Annotated in this window: 19 protein-coding genes and 2 riboswitches; of the genes, 12 read left to right on the top strand and 7 right to left on the bottom strand. The window is 65.7% G+C overall.

Annotated elements, in window-relative coordinates; genetic code table 11:
* Positions 1-16: 16 nt before the first annotated feature.
* Positions 17-127: riboswitch (glycine riboswitch) on the bottom strand.
* Positions 128-224, bottom strand: a riboswitch (glycine riboswitch).
* 72 nt (positions 225-296) lie between these two features.
* Positions 297-938: a hypothetical protein gene (locus C7I55_RS20100; protein ID WP_199192956.1), complete on the bottom strand. Its 642-nt coding sequence runs from the start codon at positions 936-938 to the stop codon at positions 297-299.
* Positions 939-1,090: 152 nt separating this feature from the next.
* On the opposite strand from C7I55_RS20100, the gene ispH reads away from it, so the two are divergent.
* Positions 1,091-2,041 (top strand): 4-hydroxy-3-methylbut-2-enyl diphosphate reductase, encoded by a 951-nt coding sequence (ispH, locus tag C7I55_RS20095; RefSeq protein ID WP_106514809.1) that lies wholly within the window; start codon positions 1,091-1,093, stop codon positions 2,039-2,041.
* Positions 2,042-2,051: 10 nt separating this feature from the next.
* On the top strand, positions 2,052-2,510 hold the full coding sequence (rnhA, locus tag C7I55_RS20090; RefSeq protein ID WP_106514808.1) for a ribonuclease HI: 459 nt from the start codon (positions 2,052-2,054) through the stop codon (positions 2,508-2,510).
* 33 nt (positions 2,511-2,543) lie between these two features.
* Here rnhA and C7I55_RS20085 read toward each other — a convergent pair whose 3' ends face one another.
* From C7I55_RS20085 to C7I55_RS20075, 3 genes are read right to left on the bottom strand one after another with little or no spacing between them, the layout of a single operon-like run.
* Positions 2,544-3,692, bottom strand: a complete 1,149-nt coding sequence (locus C7I55_RS20085; protein ID WP_332888434.1) for a dipeptidase — start codon at positions 3,690-3,692, stop codon at positions 2,544-2,546.
* A 20-nt stretch (positions 3,693-3,712) separates the two neighbouring features.
* Complete coding sequence (locus C7I55_RS20080; protein ID WP_269845227.1) at positions 3,713-4,810, bottom strand: NAD(P)/FAD-dependent oxidoreductase; 1,098 nt, start codon at positions 4,808-4,810, stop codon at positions 3,713-3,715.
* The gene (locus C7I55_RS20075; RefSeq protein WP_233222319.1) at positions 4,807-5,721 is read right to left on the bottom strand and encodes an alpha/beta fold hydrolase; all 915 of its coding nucleotides are present in this window, start codon (positions 5,719-5,721) and stop codon (positions 4,807-4,809) included. The genes C7I55_RS20080 and C7I55_RS20075 overlap by 4 nt, the downstream gene beginning before the upstream one ends.
* Positions 5,722-5,783: 62 nt before the next feature.
* Here C7I55_RS20075 and C7I55_RS20070 point away from each other — a divergent pair, with 62 nt between their 5' ends.
* The 9 genes from C7I55_RS20070 to C7I55_RS20030 all read left to right on the top strand — a co-directional run bounded on the left by C7I55_RS20070 (position 5,784) and on the right by C7I55_RS20030 (position 14,237).
* Entirely contained in the window at positions 5,784-6,254 is a 471-nt protein-coding gene (locus C7I55_RS20070; protein WP_106514806.1) for an A24 family peptidase, read from the top strand.
* A 45-nt stretch (positions 6,255-6,299) separates the two neighbouring features.
* Positions 6,300-7,316: a Flp pilus assembly protein CpaB gene (cpaB, locus tag C7I55_RS20065; RefSeq protein ID WP_106514953.1), complete on the top strand. Its 1,017-nt coding sequence runs from the start codon at positions 6,300-6,302 to the stop codon at positions 7,314-7,316.
* 1 nt (position 7,317) lies between these two features.
* Positions 7,318-8,823, top strand: coding sequence for a type II and III secretion system protein family protein (locus C7I55_RS20060; RefSeq protein ID WP_106514805.1), 1,506 nt, complete (start codon positions 7,318-7,320; stop codon positions 8,821-8,823).
* A 20-nt stretch (positions 8,824-8,843) separates the two neighbouring features.
* The gene (locus C7I55_RS20055; RefSeq protein WP_199192954.1) at positions 8,844-9,488 is read left to right on the top strand and encodes a CpaD family pilus assembly protein; all 645 of its coding nucleotides are present in this window, start codon (positions 8,844-8,846) and stop codon (positions 9,486-9,488) included.
* Entirely contained in the window at positions 9,488-10,789 is a 1,302-nt protein-coding gene (locus C7I55_RS20050; RefSeq protein WP_106514804.1) for an AAA family ATPase, read from the top strand. Before C7I55_RS20055 ends, C7I55_RS20050 begins: the two co-directional genes overlap by 1 nt.
* Positions 10,790-10,819: 30 nt before the next feature.
* Positions 10,820-11,800 (top strand): type II secretion system F family protein, encoded by a 981-nt coding sequence (locus C7I55_RS20045; protein WP_199192952.1) that lies wholly within the window; start codon positions 10,820-10,822, stop codon positions 11,798-11,800.
* A gap of 13 nt (positions 11,801-11,813) precedes the next feature.
* Positions 11,814-12,806 carry a type II secretion system F family protein gene (locus C7I55_RS20040; RefSeq protein ID WP_199192951.1) on the top strand — a complete coding sequence of 331 codons (993 nt, stop codon included), beginning with the start codon at positions 11,814-11,816 and terminating at the stop codon, positions 12,804-12,806.
* Positions 12,807-12,943: 137 nt separating this feature from the next.
* Positions 12,944-13,192: a LapA family protein gene (locus tag C7I55_RS20035; RefSeq protein WP_106514802.1), complete on the top strand. Its 249-nt coding sequence runs from the start codon at positions 12,944-12,946 to the stop codon at positions 13,190-13,192.
* 100 nt (positions 13,193-13,292) lie between these two features.
* A complete protein-coding gene (locus C7I55_RS20030) occupies positions 13,293-14,237 on the top strand; it encodes an MlaD family protein (protein WP_106514801.1) in 945 nt (314 codons plus the stop codon).
* A gap of 44 nt (positions 14,238-14,281) precedes the next feature.
* Here C7I55_RS20030 and ppdK read toward each other — a convergent pair whose 3' ends face one another.
* The 3 genes from ppdK to C7I55_RS20015 all read right to left on the bottom strand — a co-directional run bounded on the left by ppdK (position 14,282) and on the right by C7I55_RS20015 (position 20,096).
* Positions 14,282-16,969, bottom strand: a complete 2,688-nt coding sequence (gene ppdK, locus C7I55_RS20025; RefSeq protein ID WP_106514800.1) for a pyruvate, phosphate dikinase — start codon at positions 16,967-16,969, stop codon at positions 14,282-14,284.
* Positions 16,970-17,052: 83 nt separating this feature from the next.
* Complete coding sequence (gene glyS / locus C7I55_RS20020; RefSeq protein ID WP_106514950.1) at positions 17,053-19,179, bottom strand: glycine--tRNA ligase subunit beta; 2,127 nt, start codon at positions 19,177-19,179, stop codon at positions 17,053-17,055.
* Complete coding sequence (locus C7I55_RS20015) at positions 19,179-20,096, bottom strand: glycine--tRNA ligase subunit alpha (RefSeq protein ID WP_106514799.1); 918 nt, start codon at positions 20,094-20,096, stop codon at positions 19,179-19,181. The genes glyS and C7I55_RS20015 overlap by 1 nt, the downstream gene beginning before the upstream one ends.
* 152 nt (positions 20,097-20,248) lie before the next feature.
* Here C7I55_RS20015 and C7I55_RS20010 point away from each other — a divergent pair, with 152 nt between their 5' ends.
* A complete protein-coding gene (locus tag C7I55_RS20010; protein WP_158266514.1) occupies positions 20,249-21,169 on the top strand; it encodes a TraB/GumN family protein in 921 nt (306 codons plus the stop codon).
* Positions 21,170-21,172: the final 3 nt, after the last annotated feature.

Below are 21,172 nucleotides of genomic sequence, written 5' to 3'. Positions count from 1 at the left end.
GGACGATGGTTGCAAACAATCCCCCTCTGTCACTGGACCTGAGAGCTTTCCCCGCGCGGACTGCAACGGGTTACCCCTTCGGTGGTCTGCCTCGGCCTTCGCCGGAGCAGACGCTTTCCAGAGTGTCTATGCCCGTGCGGTCCCTTTTGCCTGAGAGATTCCGGGGTGGTTGCTCCTTCGGCGGCGGCAGGCCGAAACCCGCCGCTCTCTCCCGCACGCGCACCGGCTGAAAAGACGGCGACCGGGCCGCCTTGGAGGCTGACCCGGCCGCTGTCAACGTGGCTTATGGACCCGGGTCAGCGGGTTGCGTTATACGAAAGCTGGGCGTCGGTGAGTTGGAAGCCGACCAGCACTTCGAAGCTGGCCTTGCGCACCGCGTCGCGGACGGTCGGATCGGCGAGCGGATCCACTGCGGCATCGGCGTCGCCGGGTTTGCGCTCGCGGGTGATCTGACGGCGCACCTCGTCCGGAAGGGTGACAGCCGCGCGCGCAACCTGCCCGGTTGCGGTGCCCGTCGTGCTGGCCCTGGTCTGCCCGTCCTCGAAGCGAAGACCGACCCGGCTGATGCTCTTGGTGAGAACGGCGGTGCCGCCCTGCACGACCGCAGCGAAATACGGGAGCACCACTTCGCGCGCACCGGCAGCGTCGCGGCGCTGGCCACGAATCTCGAAATTCACCGTGGTGATGATGTTCTCGCCGGTTTCGTCGCAGGTCGAACGGACGTTGGTGATGTGGGCGACGACGTCGATCGCGCTCGCGTCCCGGCTGTTTTCCGGGTTGAACAAGGTGATGTCCCCGGTCGCTGCAGGAATCGCCACCGCCGGGCAGGCCGAACGCGTCACGGTGATGCCGGTGGCGGTCAGCTGACCGTCGGACGAGCAGCCGACGAGGGCCAGCGGGAGGAAGGCGGCGGCGAGCGCCGCTTTGGACTTGAACACAGGCTAATGATCCTCATTTTCCCGGGGGCGGGCGAGCGGATCATAGAAACCGGGTTTCGCCGAGGCAAGCAACGAACAAGCGCCGTCCTGCCCGTCGCACCGGCGGCGTTTGGTGGACGCGGCGCCCCTTTCAGCATAGAGGCTGCCCCGATATGGCTTCGAAACCCCCACTCCACATCCTCATCGCGGCGCCGCGCGGCTTCTGCGCCGGAGTCGACCGGGCGATCCGGATCGTCGAGCTCGCGCTCGAACGCTATGGCGCGCCGGTCTATGTGCGGCACGAGATCGTCCACAACAAGTATGTGGTCGACACGCTGAAGTCGCAGGGTGCGATCTTCGTCGCCGAGCTCGACGAAGTGCCGGACGGCGTGCCCGTGGTCTTTTCGGCGCACGGCGTACCCAAGGCGGTCCCCGCCAAGGCCGCCGAGCGCGGCCTCGATTTCCTCGATGCCACCTGCCCGCTGGTCTCGAAAGTTCATCGCCAGGCCGAACGCCTGGTCGAAAGCGGCCGCCACATCCTGTTCATTGGTCATGCCGGACATCCGGAGGTGATCGGCACCTTCGGCCAGGTCCCGGAAGGCCGCATGACTCTGATCGAAACGGCGGAAGATGCCGAGCGCGTATCCCCCGCCGATCCTTCGAACCTGTCCTTCCTCACTCAGACGACATTGTCGGTCGACGACACGGCCGAGATGATCCGCGTGCTTGAGCGCCGCTTTCCCGAAATCAAGGGCCCGCGCGGCGAGGACATCTGCTACGCCACGTCGAACCGGCAGGCGGCGGTGAAGGACATCGCCCAGACCTGCGATTTCGTTCTGGTGATCGGATCGACCAAGAGCTCCAACTCGCTGCGCCTGGTCGAAGTCGCCGAGCGCCAGGGCGTACCCTCGCGCCTGATCGCCCGCGCGCCCGACATCGATCTCGCCTGGCTGGAAGGCGTCCGCACGCTCGGCCTGACGGCCGGCGCCTCGGCGCCGGAAACGCTGGTGCGCGAAGTCGTCGATTTCCTCTCGGCCCATTTCGAGCTGACCGAAAGCGAAGGCCACGGCGTCGTCGAGCGGATGGTCTTCAAGCTGCCGCGCGGCCTCGAAGCCGCCGCCTGACCTTGGTTCGATGACCGAGACGATGACCGAAGTCGAGATTTTCACCGACGGCGCCTGCAAGGGCAATCCGGGGCCCGGCGGGTGGGGTGCGATCGTGCGCTCCGGGCCGCACGAAAAGGAAATGTCGGGCGGAGAGCCCGCCACCACCAACAACCGCATGGAGATGATGGCGGCGATCCGCGCGTTGCAGGCATTGAAGCGGCCCTGTTCGGTCACGCTGTACACCGACAGCGTCTATCTGCGGGACGGCATCACCAAGTGGATCCACGGCTGGCGCCGCAACGGCTGGAAGACCGCCGACAGGAAGCCGGTCAAGAACGCCGAGCTTTGGCAGGAGCTGCTCGAGGCCGTCGGCGAGCACAGAATCGATTGGCGCTGGGTCAAGGGCCATGCCGGCCATCCCGAAAACGAGCGCGCCGACCAGCTCGCCTGCGCCGCGGCCGTTCAGTTTGCAACGCGCCGAACGTAGGCGCGTGCGTCGGCGCCGCTACGCATGTTCGGCTCAGCCGCCCCAGACAGTGCGGGCATAGCGAAGGAAGTTGAGGCTCAGGATCTTCTCGATCCTGCCCTCGCGATAGCCGCGCTCTCGCAGCAGACCGGCCAGCGTGCGGAACTGATCGGGGCCCTGCAACTCCTCGACGAAGGGCAGAGTATCAGGGTTCTCGCCGGCCGCGCCGATGCCCGCCGCCTTGCGATCCGCGATCTGCTTCCTGATGTGGGTGCGATAGCGCACCATGTTGGCGATCGCCGTGGTCCCTCCGTCCGTGCCGATGCCGACATGGTCCTCGCCGCAGACGTTCACGGCATGATCGATGTGGCGCACGACATCCTCTGCCGTGGCGACGCTGCGCGGATTAAGGAACGGCATGAAATAGATGCCCACGAATCCGCCCCGCGACGCGACCAGCCGAAGCTCCTCGTCGGTCTTGTTGCGCGGCAGGTCGGTGAGCGCCCGGCAGCCTGTATGGTTGATCGAGATCGGGGCTTTGGAGAGCCGGGCTGCATCAAGGCATGTGCGTTCGCCGCTATGCGAAAGATCGACCATCACCCGGTTCGCGTTGAGACGCTCGACGAGCTGCCGGCCGAACGGCGTGAGACCCCGGTTCTGCGGCGCCATCGCACCGTCGCCGACCGGATTGGCCACATTGTACGTAAGCTGAAACACGCGGACGCCGAGATCGGAGAAGAGGTCGGCCCGCGCCACCCTGTCGCCCATCATCAGGGCGTTTTGGAAACCGTAGATGATGCCCAGTTTGCCTTCGGCCCGGGCCCGGAGGATGTCGCCCGCGGTCAACACCTTGAGAAGCCGGTCCGAATGATGTCGAATCCGCCAGTCCCAGGTCGCGATCTCCGACACCGTGAACTCGAACGGATCCATCGGCCCGGCCACGTAGCCGAGCGTGTTGTTGATCGCGATCGTGCCGGAGGCCAGCGCATCCTCGATGACACGGCGCTCGATCGGGGTGCGAGGGGTTCCGGCGACCTCTGCCCCGCTTTCGTCCTCGGCCGGCTGGTTCGGGTCGAAGAGACCGCCCAGCGCATTGATCACCGCCGGTCCGCGATCCTTCGGCAAAGCCGCTATCGCCGGTGGGACGAGTGCGGTTGCCGCCGCGGCGGCGAGGAAGTTCCGGCGTGGCAGCGCAATGGACATTCAAACTCCCGCCCAAGAGATCAACCGACCAGACGATCAGGCCGGTAGGGGTGCGGATCGATGTCTTCGATCATCGGATCGGGAGAGCGATTGAGCAGCAACGATGCGCCGAGCTTCGCCGCGGCCGGCGCAGTCTGGATACCGAACCCGCCCTGCCCGGCGAACCAGAAGAAATCGCCGCGGCCGGGCGCGAAGCCGTAGACGGGCACCCGGTCGGGCGCGAAGCTGCGGAGCCCGGCCCATTTGTGCTCGACCCGCTCGATCCGCCAATCGACCACGGTCTGCAATCGCGCGATCGCCGTCGCGACGTCGATCTCCTCCGCCGCGGCGTCGCACGGAGGACAGGGGATCTCGTCATGCGGGCTCAGCCAGATCCTGCCGCCCGCTTCCGGCTTGAAGTAGAAACGTCCGAGCGCATCGATGACCAACGGCAATTCGGCCGGTGCGGGCGGGTCCACGCGGAGCTGGACCATGGTCCGGCGGTAGGGCTGGATACCGAGCGGCGGCAGGCCGGCAAGGCGGGCGACATCGTCCGCCCAGGCACCCGCCGCATCGACCAGAATATCGGCGGCGAACGCCCCGGCACTGGTCTCCAAGGTCCAGCCGCCATCCTCTCGAACGGCCGCTTCCAGACGGGCGGCTGTGACGAATTGCACGCCCGCCGCGCCGGCGGACTTCAGATAATGAGCGTGAAGTGCCGCGACATCGATGTCTGCGCAGGTCGGCTCGAGGAGGGCTCGATCCCAGCCGGCCTTCAGGCGTGGGATGCGAGCGGCCATGTCGCGGCGCCCGAGCGGCTCCAGCGCGACCGCGCCATCGAAGCTCCGCGCCATCGATCCGAGCGTGTCGGCCCCCTCCGCCCCGGCGATATGAAGGCCGCCGCGATCGCCCAGAAAGCCTCCGGCGCGCAGAAAGGATCCGGAGGCGGTGGTGAGGGGCTGGACAAGAGGCCCGCCATAGGTTTCGGACCAGAATGCCGCCGAACGTCCGGTCGCGTGATAGCCCGGACTTTCCTCCGCCTCGATGACGATCACCGATGCGGCGCCGGCGATTTCGGCGGCAAGGCTGGCACCAGCCATGCCGGCGCCGACGATCAGGATATCGCAGCGGCGGCTCACCGTGCGGCATGCCTCGCGAAGAAGGCATCGATCGCGTTAAGCGCCCTGAGCCGCACCGGATCGGCCTCGCGCAGGATTTCATGGCCTGAATCGTTGAGCATCAACAGCTCGGCCGCCGGAATGACCTCCGCCGCGCGGCGGATCGCCGAAGCGCTGACGAGGCGGTCGCGCTCGGTTGCGAGGAAGAGGCACGGCGTGGTGATGCCGCCGAGCGCCTTGGGCGTCAGCACGGCGCAGGAGCGCATCGCCGCCAGCAGCCATCCCCAACTCGGCGGTCCGAGCTTGTAGCCGGGCTGGCGCTCCCACCACCACAATTCGTCTTCGAATCGCTCGGGCGAACTCGTGAGATAGGAACGGCGGCGCGCGCCCGCGCCCTCGGAAGCGGTCGGGGAGCGCCAGATCGGCACGCGGCCGAATCCGGCCAGGGTGAACAGGCTCGCCGTCCACCACGCCGCCCAGGGCGGTAGCGGTTCGCTGTTGACCAGCATCATCGGCGCGACGAGAACCGCGGCGTCGATCTGCGGTCGGCGCTCCGCAAGCGTTCGCGCGAGAACGTGGCCGCCCATCGAATGTGCGATGACCACATGCGGCGCCGGATGACGCGCCTTCCAGTCTTCGATCAAGGCGGCAAGGTCGTCGACCAGAGGATCCATGCTCTCCAGGTGTCCGCCGACAATGTCACCGCGTGAGCCGCCCTGGCTCCGCCAATCGAACGCGGTGACGGTCCACCCGGCATCGTGCCAATGGTGCTGTGCCTCGAGATACTTCTCGATGAAGTCGCCGCGGCCGCCGGCGAACAGCAGGCTGCCCCGCCCATCGCCAGGCCACTCGAGGCGACGGTACCGCCATCCGTCGGGCGCCAGCCATTCGCCAAGCTGCGCATCGTGGGGAAGCGCGCGGCGATCGATCACCTGATCCTCCATAGGTCCGCGGTTACGGTTTTGTAAGCAAGCCCGTCTAGTAGCTGTTCACCATGAAGGACGATATTTCCTGGTTTCTGATCGGATTGCTGACCGCGGGCTTGATCGCCGCGGCCGTCGGCGACTGGCGCAACCGGATCATCCCCAACGAATTGAACGGGGCGATCGCCCTGCTCGCACTTCCGTTCTGGTGGGCGAACGGCCTTCTGCTCTGGCCGGACGCGGCGCTGCAGGTCGCGGTCGCTTCGCTGACCCTGATGGTGTTCTGCGTCCCGTTCCGCTTCGGCTGGATGGGCGGCGGCGACGTCAAGCTGCTCGGCGCCCTCGCTTTGTGGCTGCCCTGGGGTGCGACCCTCTACCTTGTGGCGATCATGTCACTTGCCGGAGGGGTGCTCACCCTCGTCATGGCGTTGGCGCATCACCTCTCCAAATCCGTCGGCAAACCCGAGATCCCCTATGGGATTGCCATAGCGTTCGCAGGCCTTTGGCTGATCGGCGAACGCTTCCTTAACCAATTTGTCTGATGATCACGCTTGCTTTTCGAAAGCGGGCAGGAGGCGAGTGCCGTCATGGATTTTAAGAAGATCGTGCTGCTGGTCGGCGCACTCATCGTTGCCGCGGTGACCGCCGTCACGGCCAGGAACATGTTCAACGGCGCCGGCGCGCCCGAGGCCTCCGCGACACCCGTGGTTCCGGCCGGACCTGAAGTCCTGGTCGCGACGCGCTCGCTTCCCGTCGGAACGATCATCGACGCCGAATCGCTGCGCTATCAAGCGTGGCCGGAAGGCCTTGTTCAGCCCGCTTATTACATCAAGGGCGGCAATGCTGGAACAAGCCCGCAGGATCTGATCGGCACCGTCGTCCGCAGCGAGATCACTGCGGGGCAGCCGGTCACCACCGGCGCGCTGATCAAGCCTGGCGAGCGCGGCTATCTTGCCGCCGCTCTCGGGCCCGGGATGCGCGCGGTGACCGTCGCCGTGTCCGCCACTAGCAGCGTCGCCGGCTTCATCTTCCCCGGCGACCGGGTCGACATCGTGCTGACCCAGGAAGTCACCGGCGACGGCCCGCCGCTCAAGGCGTCCGAAACCGTGGTGCGCAATGTTCGCGTGCTCGCCACCGATCAGAGGATGAGTGCCCAGGGCGAAGACGGCAAGCCGGTCGTCCAGAATTTCTCGCTGGTGACCCTCGAAGCGACTCCCAAGATCGCCGAAAAGATCGCGGTCATGCAGACAATCGGCACCTTGTCGCTGTCGCTGCGCGCCATCGCCGACACGTCGGCGGAGCTGGAGCGCGCCATTGCCTCCGGCGAGGTCACGGTGCCGGAGAATGCCGATCCGAACGCCGAAAAGCGCATGCTGATCGAAATCGCCAACAAGCCGATCGATTCGAATCCCAGCGTCACCGTCGGCGCCGATGTCTCCCGCTTCCAGCGCAGCTCCGTTCCGGCGCGCACCGCCCCGAGCAGCGACGGCGCAGCGCCCGCTGCTCCGATCATCGCCGCCGCGGGTCCGCCCAAGCCCGTCGGGCCGGTGGTCCGGGTCGCGCGCGGCAACAACGTCACCATCGTTCCGCTCGGAGCCAAGTAAGATGACCAAGCGCATTCTCCTTCCGCGCGTCCGCTTCGGCACCGCGATCGCCGCCGTGCTCGCGTGCGCCACGCTTGCCGTGGGCGCTGCACCCGCCGCGGCCCAGCCGTCGGCCGTTCGCCCGACCAACGACGTCGCGATTTCCGTCGGCACCGGGCGCATGGTCCGGCTCAACGGAACCATGACCGATCTGTTCGTCGCCAACGATTCGATCGCGGACGTCCAGGTCCGCTCCGCAAACCAGATCTACGTGTTCGGCAAGTCTGCCGGCGAGACCACGGTGTTCGCGACGGACAAGGCCGGTCGCACGATCTGGTCGGCCAACGTTCGGGTCGGGACCAACATCGGTTCGCTCGACGAATTCCTCAGCACCGCGATGCCGGACGCGCAGATCAGTGCGCAGCCGGTCAACGGCATGGTGCTGCTCACCGGAACCGTCGCCACCCCGGCCGACGTCGAGGAAGCGAGCCGCCTCGTCCAAGCCTATGTCGGCGAAGCCACGAAAGTGATCAGCCGGCTCAAGACCGCAACGCCGCAGCAGGTGATGCTCAAGGTCAAGATCGCTGAAGTCAGCCGCACGATGCTGCGCAACATCGGCGTCAACTTCACCAGTCGTGACCTGAACAGTGGCAAAACGGCTGGCGCGTTTGGACGCGGAGATGGTGTCGGGGAATGGAACGATGACGGCGTCTTCGAATTCGACATGTCCCCGGGCACGACCACCTTTGGGTTGGTCGGCCGCCTTCTTGGCATGGACGTCGCCGGCGCTCTCGACCTTACCGAGAATAGCGGGCTGGTCACCACCCTTGCCGAACCCACCCTTTCCGCCCTTTCGGGCGAGACCGCAAGTTTCCTCGCCGGCGGTGAGTTTCCGATCGCCATCTCGAATGGTCTGAACGGCACCTCCATCGAGTTCAAGCAATTTGGTGTCAGTCTTGCCTTCACGCCGTTTGTCCTCGAGGGCGGCCGCATCTCGATGCGCGTCCGACCGGAGGTATCGGAGCTTTCGTCGGCCGGCGCGATCAAGCTTAGCGGCTACGAGATTCCCGCACTCACCGTGCGCCGCGCCGAGACCACTGTTGAGTTGGGCTCCGGACAGGCGTTCATGATCGGCGGGCTGCTCAGCGCCTCGGGCAACAACACGATCGAGAAGACGCCCTTCCTGGGCAACCTGCCGGTGATCGGCGCGCTGTTCCGCTCGAACGGCTTCAAGAAGAGCGAAACCGAGCTGGTCATCGTCGTAACGCCGTATCTTGTGAAGCCGGTCAGCGCCAATCAGATCGCGCTGCCGACCGATGGCTTCCGCAGCGCCACGACCGGCGAGCGCGTGATGCTGGGCAAGGATCAGGGTCGCGCCTCCGGGATGCCCACGCCCCGGCCGCGAATGGCCGAGCCGAAGATCGTCGGGCCAACCATCGGTGCCGCATCGTCCGCTCCGGTGCTGCCTGCACCCGCAAGAACCGCTCCCGCACAGACTGCGTCTGCAGCGCCCGGCTTCAGCTTCTGATCGCCCGAAAGGATCTCTCCATGGATCGCGTAACATCCATCTTCATGCTGGCCGGGCTCGGTGCGGTTGTTCTCGCGAGCACCGCCGCGAACGCCCTTCCTGCCCCCGGACGGGGCAATCGCGGACTCGAATCGGAAAATCAGCCTGTCGTGGAACGCACGGACTACGTTTTCGATCTGCAGGGTGCCTATGACGGGCTTCCTCCCGCCGAGCGCCAAAGGTTGAACGGATGGTTCCGCTCGCTCGATCTCGGCTACGGGGATCGCGTCTCGGTCGACGATCCGCGCGACGCAGGCCCGACGCGGCGCGACATCGCGCGCCTTGCCGCCGATTATGGCATCCTGCTCAGCAATGGTGCACCGATCACGCCGGGCGATGTCGCCCCAGACGGCGTTCGAGTGATCGTCAGCCGTAGCGTGGCTTACGTGCCCAATTGCCCGAATTGGGAGCCGATCGGGCCAAGCTCGCTGTCGTCCAATTATGGTTGCGCGATCAATTCGAACCTCGCGGCGATGATCGCCGACCCGAACGATCTCGTTCTCGGCGCGCAGGGTGCCCGCACCGGCGACCCGGCTGCGACGTCCAAGGCGATCAAGGTCTATCGCGATAAGATCCCGACCTCGGTGGGCGAGATCAAGTCCGAGTCCAGCAAGGGTGGCAATTGATGAACGCTCCATTCCACGGCAGCCGCGCCGCCGCGCTGCGCGACCCGTTTGCAGCCTTCGTTTGCGACGAATCCACCGCCGAAGCTCTTCGGCCGATCGCCGTTGAACATGGCTGGGCACCCGAGAAGGTGAACCGGGGCGGACTCCGCAACGCGATCCAGACTCTTTCGGTCTCCGCCAGCCCGACCATCCTGTTCGTCGATCTGTCGGAATCGGGGGATCCCCTGAACGACATCAACGCGCTGGCCGAAGTCTGCGAACCGGGAACGGTGGTGATCGCCGCCGGCCAGGTCAACGACGTGCGCCTCTACCGCGATCTCGTCGCGTCCGGCATCCAGGATTATCTGCTGAAGCCGTTCACGCCCGATCAGGTGCGTGACGCCTTCGTCAACGCCCAGATGATCGTGTCCGGGCCGCGGGCCAACGAGCCGAGCGCCGACAAGCCGCACGTCATGGCGGCGGTAATCGGCGTGCGGGGCGGCGTCGGAGCGTCGACGATCGCAACCTCCGTCGCATGGCTGATGGGCGACAAGGCCGGGCGCTCGACCGCCCTGCTCGATCTCGACGTCCACTTCGGAACCGGGGCGCTGGCGCTCGATCTCGAGCCCGGCCGCGGCCTCACCGACGCTATCGAGAATCCTAGCCGCATCGACGGCCTGTTCATCGAGCGCGCGATGGTTCGCGCCAACGAGAAATTGTGCGTGTTGTCGGCCGAAGCGCCGCTCAATCAGCCGCTGCTCAACGACGGCTCGGCCTATTACCAACTCCAGGAAGAGATCCGGAACGCGTTCGAGGGCACCGTCCTCGACATTCCACGGTCGATGCTGGTTCAGCATTCGCACCTCGTCCACGATGTCCATGCCGTGATCGTGGTCGTCGAATTCACCCTCGCGGCGACGCGCGACGCGATCCGCATTCTCAGCTGGCTGAAGGCGAACGCGCCGCAGGCCAAGGTGGTGGTCGTCGCCAATCGCGTGCCTCAAGGCCTGCAGGAGATCAGCCGCAAGGATTTCGAGCAGTCGATCGAGCGGAAGGTGGATATCGTTATCCCGTTCGATCCGAAGGCCGCAGCCCAGGCTGCCAAGCTCGGTCAGCCTTTCGCCAAGGTCGCCACCGGCGCGAAGATCGCCCAGCCGCTCAACACGCTCCTGAACCTCACCCTCGCAGCGGTCGAGACGAGCGAAGCGCCGCAGCCGGTCAAAGGTGCATCGAAGACGGGATCGGGCGGCTCGCTGCTGGAAAAGTTCAACATCAAGACGATGCTCGCCAAGAAGCCGAAGCTTACCAAAGCCAAGGCCTGAGACGTGACGCGTAGCGGGCGAGGATAGAAGATGGCGCCGAGCATCCAATTGTTCATCCTGATCGCCGGCCTCATCGGCACGCTCGCGCTCGCCTCGATGGCCTTCTCCGGGCCGTCCGGGTCGAAGGCATCGCAGCGCAGGCTGCAAGGCGTGCGCGAGCGTCACAGCCGGTCGACCGAGGTCGCCGCCGAGGCGCAGATGCGCCGTATCCTTCAGAACCGCAACGCCTCCAAGATGGAGGGGTGGGCCTCGCAGATCATCCCGAAGCCGGCGCTGCTGCGCAAGCGTCTCGATCAGACCGGGCGCGGCTGGTCCCTGCTCCATTATCTGGTCGCGTCGAGCGGGCTGTTCCTCACCACGGCGGTGCTGCTGTCGCTGTGGGGGCTGCCCTTCTATTTCGGCCTGTTCGTCGGGCTCTTCATCGGGATCGGCCTCCCGCATTTCGTCGTCGGCAAGCTGATCAAGCGCCGCATCGCGAAATTCACCTCGAAATTCCCCGACGCCATCGATCTGATGGTGCGCGGGCTTCGCTCGGGTCTTCCGATCACCGAAACGATGGGTGTGATCAGCGACGAGGTCCCAGGGCCGATCTCGGAGGAATTCCGAGCCGTGTCCGACAAGATGAAGATCGGCCGGACGATGGACGTGGCATTGCAGGAGACTGCGGACCGCCTCGGCACGCCGGAATTCCAGTTCTTCGTCATCACCCTTGCCATCCAGCGCGAGACCGGCGGCAATCTGGCCGAAACGCTCGGCAACCTTTCCGACGTGCTGCGCAAGCGGGCCGCGATGAAGCTCAAGATCAAGGCGATGTCGTCCGAATCCAAGGCCTCGGCCTGGATCGTCGGCTCCCTGCCCTTCATCGTGTTCGCGATGATCTGGTTCATCAACGGCAATTACATGCAGAAATTCTTCACCGACGAACGTCTGATCATCGCCGGCTGCGGCGGGCTGATCTGGATGAGCCTCGGTGTGTTCATCATGGCCAAGATGGTCGATTTCGAGATCTAGGACAGTCACCGACATGGCACCTGCAGCAAGCGGTCCGACATTGATGGGCATCGATGTGCTGACGGTGGCGACGTTCCTCGCCGCCATCGCCACATTCGCGGTGCTCGTCGCAATCTACGCCGCGACCACCGTCAAGGATCCGATGGCCAAGCGGGTCAAGGCGCTCAATGCCCGCCGCGAGCAGCTCAAGGCGGGCATCGTCGGCACGTCCAACAAGCGCCGCCGCTCAATCAGCAACCGCAACGAGATGGCTGACAAGGTCCGCGGTCTCCTCGGCTCGCTGAAGATGCTGCAGGACGAGCAGATCAAGCTCGCCCAGAAGAAGCTGATGCAGGCCGGTATCCGCTCCAAGGATCTCGCCTTCGTCGTCATCTTCGCGCGTTTCGTGCTGCCGGTGGTATTCGGCACCCTGATCATCGTCGGCGTCTATCTTCTCGACTGGTTCCCCCAGTGGGGTCCGCTCAAGCGCTACGGCATGGTCGCCGGCACCATCATCTTCGCCTACAAATTTCCCGACATCTGGCTGAAAAACAAGGTCACCAAGCGTTCGCATGCGGTCCGCAAGGGGCTTCCGGACGCTCTCGATCTGCTCGTCATCTGCGCAGAGGCCGGCCTCACCGTCGATGCCGCATTCAATCGCGTCGCCCGCGAGCTCGGCAAGGCCTATCCTGAGCTCGGCGACGAGTTCGCCTTGACCTCGATCGAACTCGGCTTCCTCACCGATCGTCGCTCCGCCTTCGAAAATCTCGCCAATCGAATCGATCTCGAGGCGGTGCGCGGGGTCGTGACGACCATGATCCAGACCGAGAAATACGGCACTCCGCTGGCCAGCGCCCTGCGCGTGCTTTCGGCCGAGTTCCGCAACGAGCGGATGATGCGCGCGGAAGAGAAAGCCGCCCGGCTTCCTGCAATCATGACCGTGCCGCTGATCCTGTTCATCCTGCCGGTGCTGTTCATCGTCATCCTCGGCCCCGCGGCCTGCTCGATCTCCGACTCGCTGCTGTAAGGCGGCGAGCCGTGGCTCGAGTTCCCGCCTCCAGGCCCCGCCGGGCCTGCACGAGGAGCAGAACGGCACGGATGCGGAACAACCGGCGCGCTCGCCCATTGAAGCTTCCGATGCTGTCTTGAGACGAGGAGCCTTCGGTGAACGCCGTCAGCTATAACGAATGGGTTCTCTATATCCTGATCTTCCTGCTCGGGCTCGTCGTCGGCATGGCGCTGATGGCAGGCGGCAAGTGGAAGCGCCGGTACCGCGAGGAGGCCCGCCTTCGCCAGGAGCTCGAGACCGAGAACAAGCGACTGCGGGTTCAAGAAACCGAGATGGACACGCTCCGCACCGCCGCGGCACGCGACGAGGCGCGGCGCCGCGTCGATGGCCCGGGGCCGCTTTGAGGACGGACGATCGACATCACTGCCAACGATCGCCCTTGGCCCACTAGCCTGCTGTCGGGCCTGATGTTAGGCCTGCCGCTCCGGTAGCGGCGAGAGACACTTGGAAACCCGATCTCACATCTTTCTGGTCTCGGTGGTCGTCGCCAGCGTGTTCGTAGCGCTGGTCGGCTTCATCATGTGGATCACGCCCGACGACCCGCGCAAGGGCCGGCAATATGACATCTTGTTCGATCAGTCCGTCTCCGGGCTGCTCGAAGGGTCTTCGGTCACCTTTGCGGGGATTCCGGTCGGTCGGGTTCAGTCGATCGATCTCGAACCCGGCAAGCCGGATCTCGTTCGAGTGCGGATCGCGATCACGGACAAGGAACTGCCGATCGTCGAAGGGACGACCGCCGCGCTGAATGGCGATCTGATCTTCGGCGCCGCTCTGATCAGCCTTGATGCGCCGCGCGGCATGGGCCGGCCGATTGCGCTCAACAACGATGGCATTGGCGTGATACCGGCGAAGAATGCCGGACTTGGCGAGATCGTCAGCGATCCTGGCCCGTTGGTGGAGCGAATCTCCCGGGGCACGGACATGTTGCTGGAGCTCACGTCAGCGCAGGGCCAACGCGAGATCTCGGCGCGGCTCGATGCGACCGCGAAGAGCACCGCCGCGCTGGCGCAGCAATCCGCAACGATCGACGGTCAGATTGCTGCCTCTCGCGCCACCTTGCGCGACACCACGACCATGGCCGCCGATTACGCCAAACGCGCCGATGCCATGGATCAGAAGCTGAGCGCACAAGGCTCCGCATCTCTCCGCCAGCTTCGGCAAGCCTCCGCGGAGGCGCGTGCGACGTTGCGCAGCCTCGATGAACGACTCGGTGCGACGCGTTCGTCCGCGCAGGGGCTCGCCAAGCGGAGTGCGGATCTCGGCACCCGGGCCCGCGCGCTGAGAACCACCGTCTCGGAAGTCCGTACCGGGATCGAGCAGGTGGAGGAAGGCGGCCTCGGCAGCCTCGCCGCGCCGCCTGCCCTCCCGGATTACAAACCGAAAAAATGATCGAGGCACCGCCGCTGGCGGAGCCCCAATCTCGCGGGTTCGGATCAGAGCCCGAGCGCGTCGGCCGCCTGCCTGTGGCGCAGTGCCGACTGCGCCGCCGCCAGCCGGGCAATCGGAACGCGGTATGGTGAGGCCGAGACGTAATCGAGGCCGGTCCGCTCGCAGAAGTCGATCGAGGTCGGATCTCCGCCATGCTCCCCGCAGATCCCGAGCTTGAGATCGGGCTTGACCGTCCGGCCGCGCTCCGCCGCGAGCGAGATCAGTTGGCCGACCCCATCCTCGTCGATGCTGACGAACGGGTCGCGCTCGAAAATGCCCTTTTCGACATAGGTGGTCAGGAAGCGGCCGGCATCGTCACGGCTGACCCCCAGCGTCGTCTGGGTGAGATCGTTGGTGCCGAAGCTGAAGAACTGCGCTTCCTCGGCGATCTGGTTGGCGAGCAGGGCCGCACGCGGCAGCTCGATCATCGTCCCGACACGGTAGTCGACGCTCTTGCCCTGCTCGTCGAACACCGCCTTGGCGGTGCGCTCGATCAGCTCGCGGATGATGCGCAGCTCCGCCCTCGTGCCGACCAGCGGCACCATGATCTCGGGGATCGGCGCTTCGCCGGATTCGGCGGCGACGGTCGCGGCCGCTTCGAAGATCGCCCGCGCCTGCATCTCGTAGATTTCGGGATAGGTGATGCCGAGCCGGCAGCCGCGATGGCCGAGCATCGGATTAAATTCGTGCAGCTCTCCGACCCGACGCCGCAGCACGTCGACCGTGATCCCGGCCGCCTGCGCGACGTCGGCGAACTCCGCCTCGCTGTGCGGCAGGAATTCGTGGAGCGGCGGATCGAGCAGCCGGATGGTGACCGGGAGGCCGGCCATGATCCGGAAGATTTCCTCGAAATCTCCGCGTTGCTCGGGAAGCAGCTTGGTCAGCGCGGCGCGGCGTCCGCCTTCGTCCTCGGCCAGGATCATCTGCCGCACCGCGGTGATGCGCCCGGCGTCGAAGAACATGTGCTCGGTACGACAGAGCCCGATACCTTCGGCGCCGAATTCGCGCGCGGTCCTGCAATCGGCCGGCGTTTCCGCATTGGTCCGGACACGAAGCCGCCGGACCTTGTCGGCCCAGACCATCAGGGTGCCGAAATCGCCGACCAGCTCGGGCTGGACCGTCGCGACCTCGCCGAGCATCACCTCGCCGCTCGTACCATCGATCGTGATCGTCTCGCCTTCGCGGACTTCGACGCCGCCCACCCGCAGCAGCCGTTGGCCGAGATCGATGAACACCGATCCGGCGCCGCTGACGCACGGCCGGCCCATGCCTCGGGCGACCACCGCCGCGTGGCTGGTCATCCCGCCGCGCGCGGTGAGGATGCCCTGCGCCGCGTGCATTCCGTGGATGTCCTCGGGCGATGTTTCGGTCCTGACCAGGATGACCTTCTCGCCCAACGTCGCGCGCTTCTCGGCAGTGTCCGCGTCGAACACGGCTGCGCCCGACGCTGCGCCCGGCGAGGCAGGCAGCCCCTTGGCGATGACATTGCGCTCGGCCGCGGGATCGAGCGTGGGATGGAGCAGCTGATCGAGCGCGGACGGATCGATCCGCAGCACCGCCTCTTCCTCCGAGATCAGCCCCTCGCTCGCCATCTCGACCGCGATCCGCAACGCGGCGCGGGCCGTGCGTTTGCCCGATCGGGTTTGGAGCATGAACAATTTGCCCCGTTCGACCGTGAACTCGATGTCCTGCATGTCGCGGTAATGGCCTTCGAGCAGATCGAAGACCCGGGCGAGCTCGGCATAGACCTCAGGCATCGATTCCTCCATCGATGCCGCCCGCGCTCCGGCGGTCTCGCGCGCGATCCTGGTCAGATATTGCGGCGTGCGGATGCCGGCGACGACATCCTCGCCCTGCGCGTTGATCAGATATTCGCCGTAATAAGCGCGCTCGCCGGTCGCAGGGTTGCGGGTGAAGGCCACGCCGGTTGCGGACGTCTCGCCCATGTTGCCAAACACCATCGCCTGGACGTTGACGGCGGTGCCCCAGTCGGCGGGAATCGCATTGAGCCGGCGGTAGACCTTGGCGCGCTCGGATTGCCACGAACCGAACACGGCGCCGACGGCGCCCCACAATTGTTCGTGGACGTCCTGCGGGAATGGGCGGCCGAGCTCCTCCTCGACCAGTTCCTTGTAGCGGACCGTCAGGCGGCGCCAGTCGTCGGCGCCCAGGTCGGTGTCGAGATGAACGCCGCGATCTTCCTTGGCGATCTCCAGCGCTTCCTCGAAACGCCCGTGATCGAGACCGAGGACGACATCGGAATACATCTGGATGAAGCGGCGATAGCTGTCCCAGGCGAAGCGCGGATCGCCGGCTATGGTGGCAAGACCCTCGACGGTTTCGTCGTTGAGGCCGAGATTGAGCACCGTGTCCATCATTCCAGGCATCGACACGCGTGCGCCCGAGCGGACGGAGACGAGCAACGGATCCGAAACGTCGCCGAATCGCTTGCCGGTGATGCCCTCGATATGGGCGAGGCCGTTCGCCACCTCCTCGCGAAGGCTGTCGGGAAAGCGCTCGCCCTCCGCATAATAACGCGAGCACATGGCCGTCGAGATGGTGAAGCCCGGCGGAACCGGCAATCCGATCGAAGCCATCTCGGCGAGGTTCGAGCCTTTGCCGCCAAGCAGGTTCTTGTCGCCCTTGCCGCCGTCGGAAACGCCTCCCCCGAAACGGTACACGTACTGCGTCATTCCCAGCCTTCCTTGTCTGTCCGCACCCTTCAACAAAGATGCGGGATCATGAACCGTTCTCGAAAGGCGCTGCTCGGCTCTCGTCAGCCCTCGATTTTCGAGAAATCGGCAACCTGGTGCACAGCGTCGCGCATCCGCGCGAGCAGATCCAGACGCGCCTCACGCTTCAGCGGATCCGGATCATTGACCGTGACCTTGTCGAAAAAGGCGTCGACCGGCGCGCGCAGAGTGGCGAGCGCGGCCATCGCGCCTTCGAAATCCTCGGCCTCCACCGCCGCCTGCGCCTGCGGCGCCGCCGCGTCGAGGGCATCGATCAGAGCGGCTTCCTCGGGCTCGGGCGTGTAGGCGATCGGGTGGCGCTGGTTGAAGGCGGCCACCGCATCGGCAAGCTGCGGATCGTCGACGAGGACCAGCGGATCCTCCTCGCCCGTTTGTGGGATCGATTCATTCTCGATCCCGGCCATCGCCCGCGACGCGGCGCCCCAGCCTTCCTTCTTGAGGATGTTGGCCGCGCGCTTGTAGCCGGCGAGAAGGTCGTTGCCCTCGCGGGTTTCGACGAACGATTGCAGCGCCTGAACGCGCGCCAGCAAGCGGACGAGATCGTCCTCCCCGCCCAGCGCGAACACCGCATCGATCAGATCGTGCCGCACGCCCGCCTCGCGCTGCTGCACCTTCAGCCGATCGGCGAAGAACGCCATCAGCTCGTCGAGATCGGCCTGCGCCTCGGCCATTCCGAGCGCCTGGCGCAGGCTCAGCCGAATGCCGTTGGTGAGGATCGTCTGGATGATCGACAGCGCCGCCCGCCGCAGCGCGAACGGATCCTTGGACCCGGTCGGGCGGATGCCGCGCGCGAAGAAGGCGGTGAGCGTATCGATCCTGTCGGCGAGCGCCACGCAGGTCGGAATGCAGCCTTCGACCGCTGGCACATATTGCTGCTTCAGCGCAGAAACGGTGCCGGGCTTCTCGCCATTCTTCTCGGCATAATAGCCGCCCATGACGCCCTGAAGCTCCGGAAACTCGCCGACCATGGCGGTCGCGAGATCCGCCTTGGCGAGCAGCCCGGCCCGCCGCGCGGTTTCCGGATCGCGCTCCGGGAACCAGGTGCGGCAAATCTCCGCGGCGAGCGCGCCGATCCGGTCCGCTTTCTCGCGCAGGCTGCCCATGCCTTCGTAGAAAAGCATGTCCTGAAGCTTGGGCAGGAAGCTTTCGAGCGGCGTCCTGAGGTCCTGCTCCCAGAAGAATTTCGCGTCCGACAAGCGGGCGGCGAGCACCTTCTGGTTTCCCTCGATGATCGACACACCGCCGTCCGACGCCTCGATATTGGCCGTGCAGACGAAGTTCGGGGCAAGCTGCCCGTTCGCGTCCACGCAGGCGAAATACTTCTGGTTGGTGCGCATGGTGAGCTGGATCACCTCGCGCGGCACCTGCAGGAAGGCCGGGTCGAAGCGCCCGAGCAACGGCATCGGCCATTCGGTGAGGCCGGCATTCTCCGCGAGCAGCCCGTCGTCCTCGACCAGGGTCAGTCCGTCCGCCGCGGCTGCGGCACGGGCACCCTCGGCGATGAGCCGCTGACGCTCGGCGGCATCGACGATGACATGGCAGGCGCGCAATTTCTCGACATAATCGTTGGCGCTGCCGATCGTGATGATGCCGGGATGGTGAAAGCGGTGACCGACCGTGGCCGCGCCCGAATTCACCCCGGCAATCTCGAACCCGACGATGTCGTCGCCGAACAAGGCGACGATGCCCTGCAGCGGACGCACCCAGCGCAGGCTCTCGGTCGAGGACGAGGCGGCGCCCCAGCGCATCGACTTGGGCCACGGGAAAGCACGGACGATCGCCGGTATCGCTTCGGCGAGCACCGTTGTGGTGGCGCGGCCCGGCCTGTCGATCACCGCGAACAACACCCCATCGCGATCGACGAGCTGCTCGCGCGAAAGCCCGGTTTTGCGAAGGAAGCCTTCCAGCGCCTGCGGTGGCGCGCTGGTCCGCGGCCCCTTTAGCTCCTCCTGCACCGCTTCGGTCTCGGCGGGGAGGTTGCGGGCGATCAGCGCCAGGCGGCGCGGCGTCGCATAGGTTTCGATCGCTTCGGCCTTGAGGCCTGCAGCGGCGATCTGCTCCGCGAACAGCCGTGCAAGGTCGGCCGAGGCCTTGGCCTGCATCCGGGCCGGTATCTCCTCGGAGAGGAGTTCGAGCAGGAAATCGGCCATCAGGCGGCCCATCCGTTCTTTTCCATCCAGGCCTGACACGCGCCCTTCGCAAGCTCGCGGACACGGCCGATATAGGCCTGGCGCTCGGCGACGGAGATCACGCCGCGGGCCTGGAGCGTGTTGAAGATGTGGCTTGCCTTGATCGCTTCGTCATAGGCCGGAAGCGGCAGCTTGGCCTCGATGCAGCGGGCGCTTTCCTCGGCCGCATCCTTGAACCAGCGGAACAGGGTCTCGGTGTTCGCGACTTCGAAATTATAGGCGCTGAACTGGCGTTCATTCTCCAGGAAGACGTCGCCATAGGTCACGCCCTCATCGTTGAAGGCGAGATCGTAGACGTTGTCGACGCCCTGGATGTACATCGCCAACCGCTCTAGCCCATAGGTCAGCTCGCCCGCGACCGGCTTGCAATCATAGCCGCCGACCTGCTGGAAATAGGTGAATTGGGTCACCTCCATGCCGTCGCACCACACTTCCCAACCGAGACCCCAGGCACCGAGCGTCGGGCTCTCCCAATCGTCCTCGACGAAGCGGATGTCATGCCTGGTGGTGTCGATGCCGATCGCGCTGAGCGAACCCAGATACAATGCCTGGAGATCGGGCGGGCTCGGCTTCAGGATCACCTGATATTGGTAATAATGCTGGAGCCGGTTCGGATTCTCGCCGTAGCGCCCGTCGGTCGGACGGCGGCACGGCTGGACATAGGCCGCCTTCCACGGATTAGGCCCCAGTGCCCGCAAGGCAGTCGCAGGGTGGAAGGTGCCGGCGCCCATCTGGAGATCATAGGGCTGAAGGATGAGGCATCCCTGGCGGCTCCAATAATCATGGAGCGTGAGGATGAGAGTCTGGAAGCTGGGCGGCTTGTCCACGTCGATCTGCTTCGCACCTGCAACAAAGAATGTTGATCCGCCTTGGCGCATGGCCTGCGACCGGTCAAGGGAAGCACTTGCGATTGACCCAGGAACGCCGAGGCTCCAGAGATCGCGTCGGCTTGGACCGAGTGCGTGAGATGAACACCATGTCGTTGAGATCAAAGTGGAAGCTGCCAATTATCTGGTGTGCATCCTTGCTTATGATCTCGCCGGCCCCGGTGCAGGCGATCGAACCGGCGGCGAAGCCGGCCATTTCCGCACAGAGCTCCCCGCAGGCCGAGGCGCAGCCTTCTCCGGTCGTTCAGGATTACGAACCCCGCCCTGCTCTGTGGCTGCTCGAAGACGCGGATACGAAGATCTACATACTGGGCACCATCCATGTCCTGCCGCCGGGATTTCGCTGGCGCTCGCCGGCGATCGACCGGGTGATCGAGAGGGCTGACGAGCTTGTCCTCGAAACGTACCAGGAGGGCGAAGACGACGTGCCACCGGAGGCGCCCGGCCTGTTCGCGCTCGAGACGCCGCGCCCGATCCTCGACCGGGTGCCGGCGGACAAACGGGATGCGCTGGCGAAGGTGATCGAAGCGGGGCCTCTGCCGATCGAGGCCTATGCCGGGCTCAGGACCTGGGCCGCGGCGTTGATGATCGGCATGGCCGGCATCCTCGAAGGCTATGGAGTCGATGATCCGGACGACGCGCCCGGCGTCGAGGAGCGGCTCGAAGCCGATTTCGAAGCGGCCGGGAAGCCGATCGGTCAGATCGAGGATCCGGTCGACGTGCTGAAGAGCCTCAACGCCCTTCCCGAGGAGACGCAGCTGGAATTGCTCCTGTCGTCGGTCGACGAGGCCGGCGCGGATCCGGCCCCACAGGCCAGCGAGGATCACGATATCTGGGCGCAGGGCCGGGCCGAGGCGCTCGCCGACAGCCTCGAAGACCTGCCGCCGGCTCTGTTCGACGCGCTCGTTCGTCGCCGCAACGCCGCCTGGACCGAGTGGCTCGCGCAGCGGCTGGAGAAGCCCGGCACGATGCTGCTCGCCGTCGGCGCCGGCCATCTCGCCGGTCCGTCGTCGGTTCAGAAAATGCTGGAAGCGCGCGGGCTTCCCGTCAAGAGAGTCGATTGAGGA

The organism is Allosphingosinicella deserti (genome assembly GCF_003012735.1).
In the GTDB taxonomy this organism is placed as follows: Bacteria; Pseudomonadota; Alphaproteobacteria; order Sphingomonadales; family Sphingomonadaceae; genus Allosphingosinicella; species Allosphingosinicella deserti.
Note: the sequence above shows the minus strand (reverse complement) of the source record. Positions and strands in the feature narration are given on the sequence as shown.

What these genes read in the sequence shown, in the direction of transcription:
- ppdK (WP_106514800.1), bottom strand. Translation starts at nt 16,969, where the DNA reads ATGACGCAGTACGTGTACCGTTTCGGGGGAGGCGTTTCCGACGGCGGC.
- cpaB (WP_106514953.1), top strand. Translation starts at nt 6,300, where the DNA reads ATGGATTTTAAGAAGATCGTGCTGCTGGTCGGCGCACTCATCGTTGCC.
- C7I55_RS20060 (WP_106514805.1), top strand. Translation starts at nt 7,318, where the DNA reads ATGACCAAGCGCATTCTCCTTCCGCGCGTCCGCTTCGGCACCGCGATC.
- C7I55_RS20040 (WP_199192951.1), top strand. Translation starts at nt 11,814, where the DNA reads ATGGCACCTGCAGCAAGCGGTCCGACATTGATGGGCATCGATGTGCTG.
- ispH (WP_106514809.1), top strand. Translation starts at nt 1,091, where the DNA reads ATGGCTTCGAAACCCCCACTCCACATCCTCATCGCGGCGCCGCGCGGC.
- C7I55_RS20010 (WP_158266514.1), top strand. Translation starts at nt 20,249, where the DNA reads ATGATCTCGCCGGCCCCGGTGCAGGCGATCGAACCGGCGGCGAAGCCG.
- glyS (WP_106514950.1), bottom strand. Translation starts at nt 19,179, where the DNA reads ATGGCCGATTTCCTGCTCGAACTCCTCTCCGAGGAGATACCGGCCCGG.
- C7I55_RS20070 (WP_106514806.1), top strand. Translation starts at nt 5,784, where the DNA reads ATGAAGGACGATATTTCCTGGTTTCTGATCGGATTGCTGACCGCGGGC.
- C7I55_RS20055 (WP_199192954.1), top strand. Translation starts at nt 8,844, where the DNA reads ATGGATCGCGTAACATCCATCTTCATGCTGGCCGGGCTCGGTGCGGTT.
- C7I55_RS20050 (WP_106514804.1), top strand. Translation starts at nt 9,488, where the DNA reads ATGAACGCTCCATTCCACGGCAGCCGCGCCGCCGCGCTGCGCGACCCG.
- C7I55_RS20045 (WP_199192952.1), top strand. Translation starts at nt 10,820, where the DNA reads ATGGCGCCGAGCATCCAATTGTTCATCCTGATCGCCGGCCTCATCGGC.
- C7I55_RS20085 (WP_332888434.1), bottom strand. Translation starts at nt 3,692, where the DNA reads ATGTCCATTGCGCTGCCACGCCGGAACTTCCTCGCCGCCGCGGCGGCA.
- C7I55_RS20015 (WP_106514799.1), bottom strand. Translation starts at nt 20,096, where the DNA reads ATGCGCCAAGGCGGATCAACATTCTTTGTTGCAGGTGCGAAGCAGATC.
- rnhA (WP_106514808.1), top strand. Translation starts at nt 2,052, where the DNA reads ATGACCGAGACGATGACCGAAGTCGAGATTTTCACCGACGGCGCCTGC.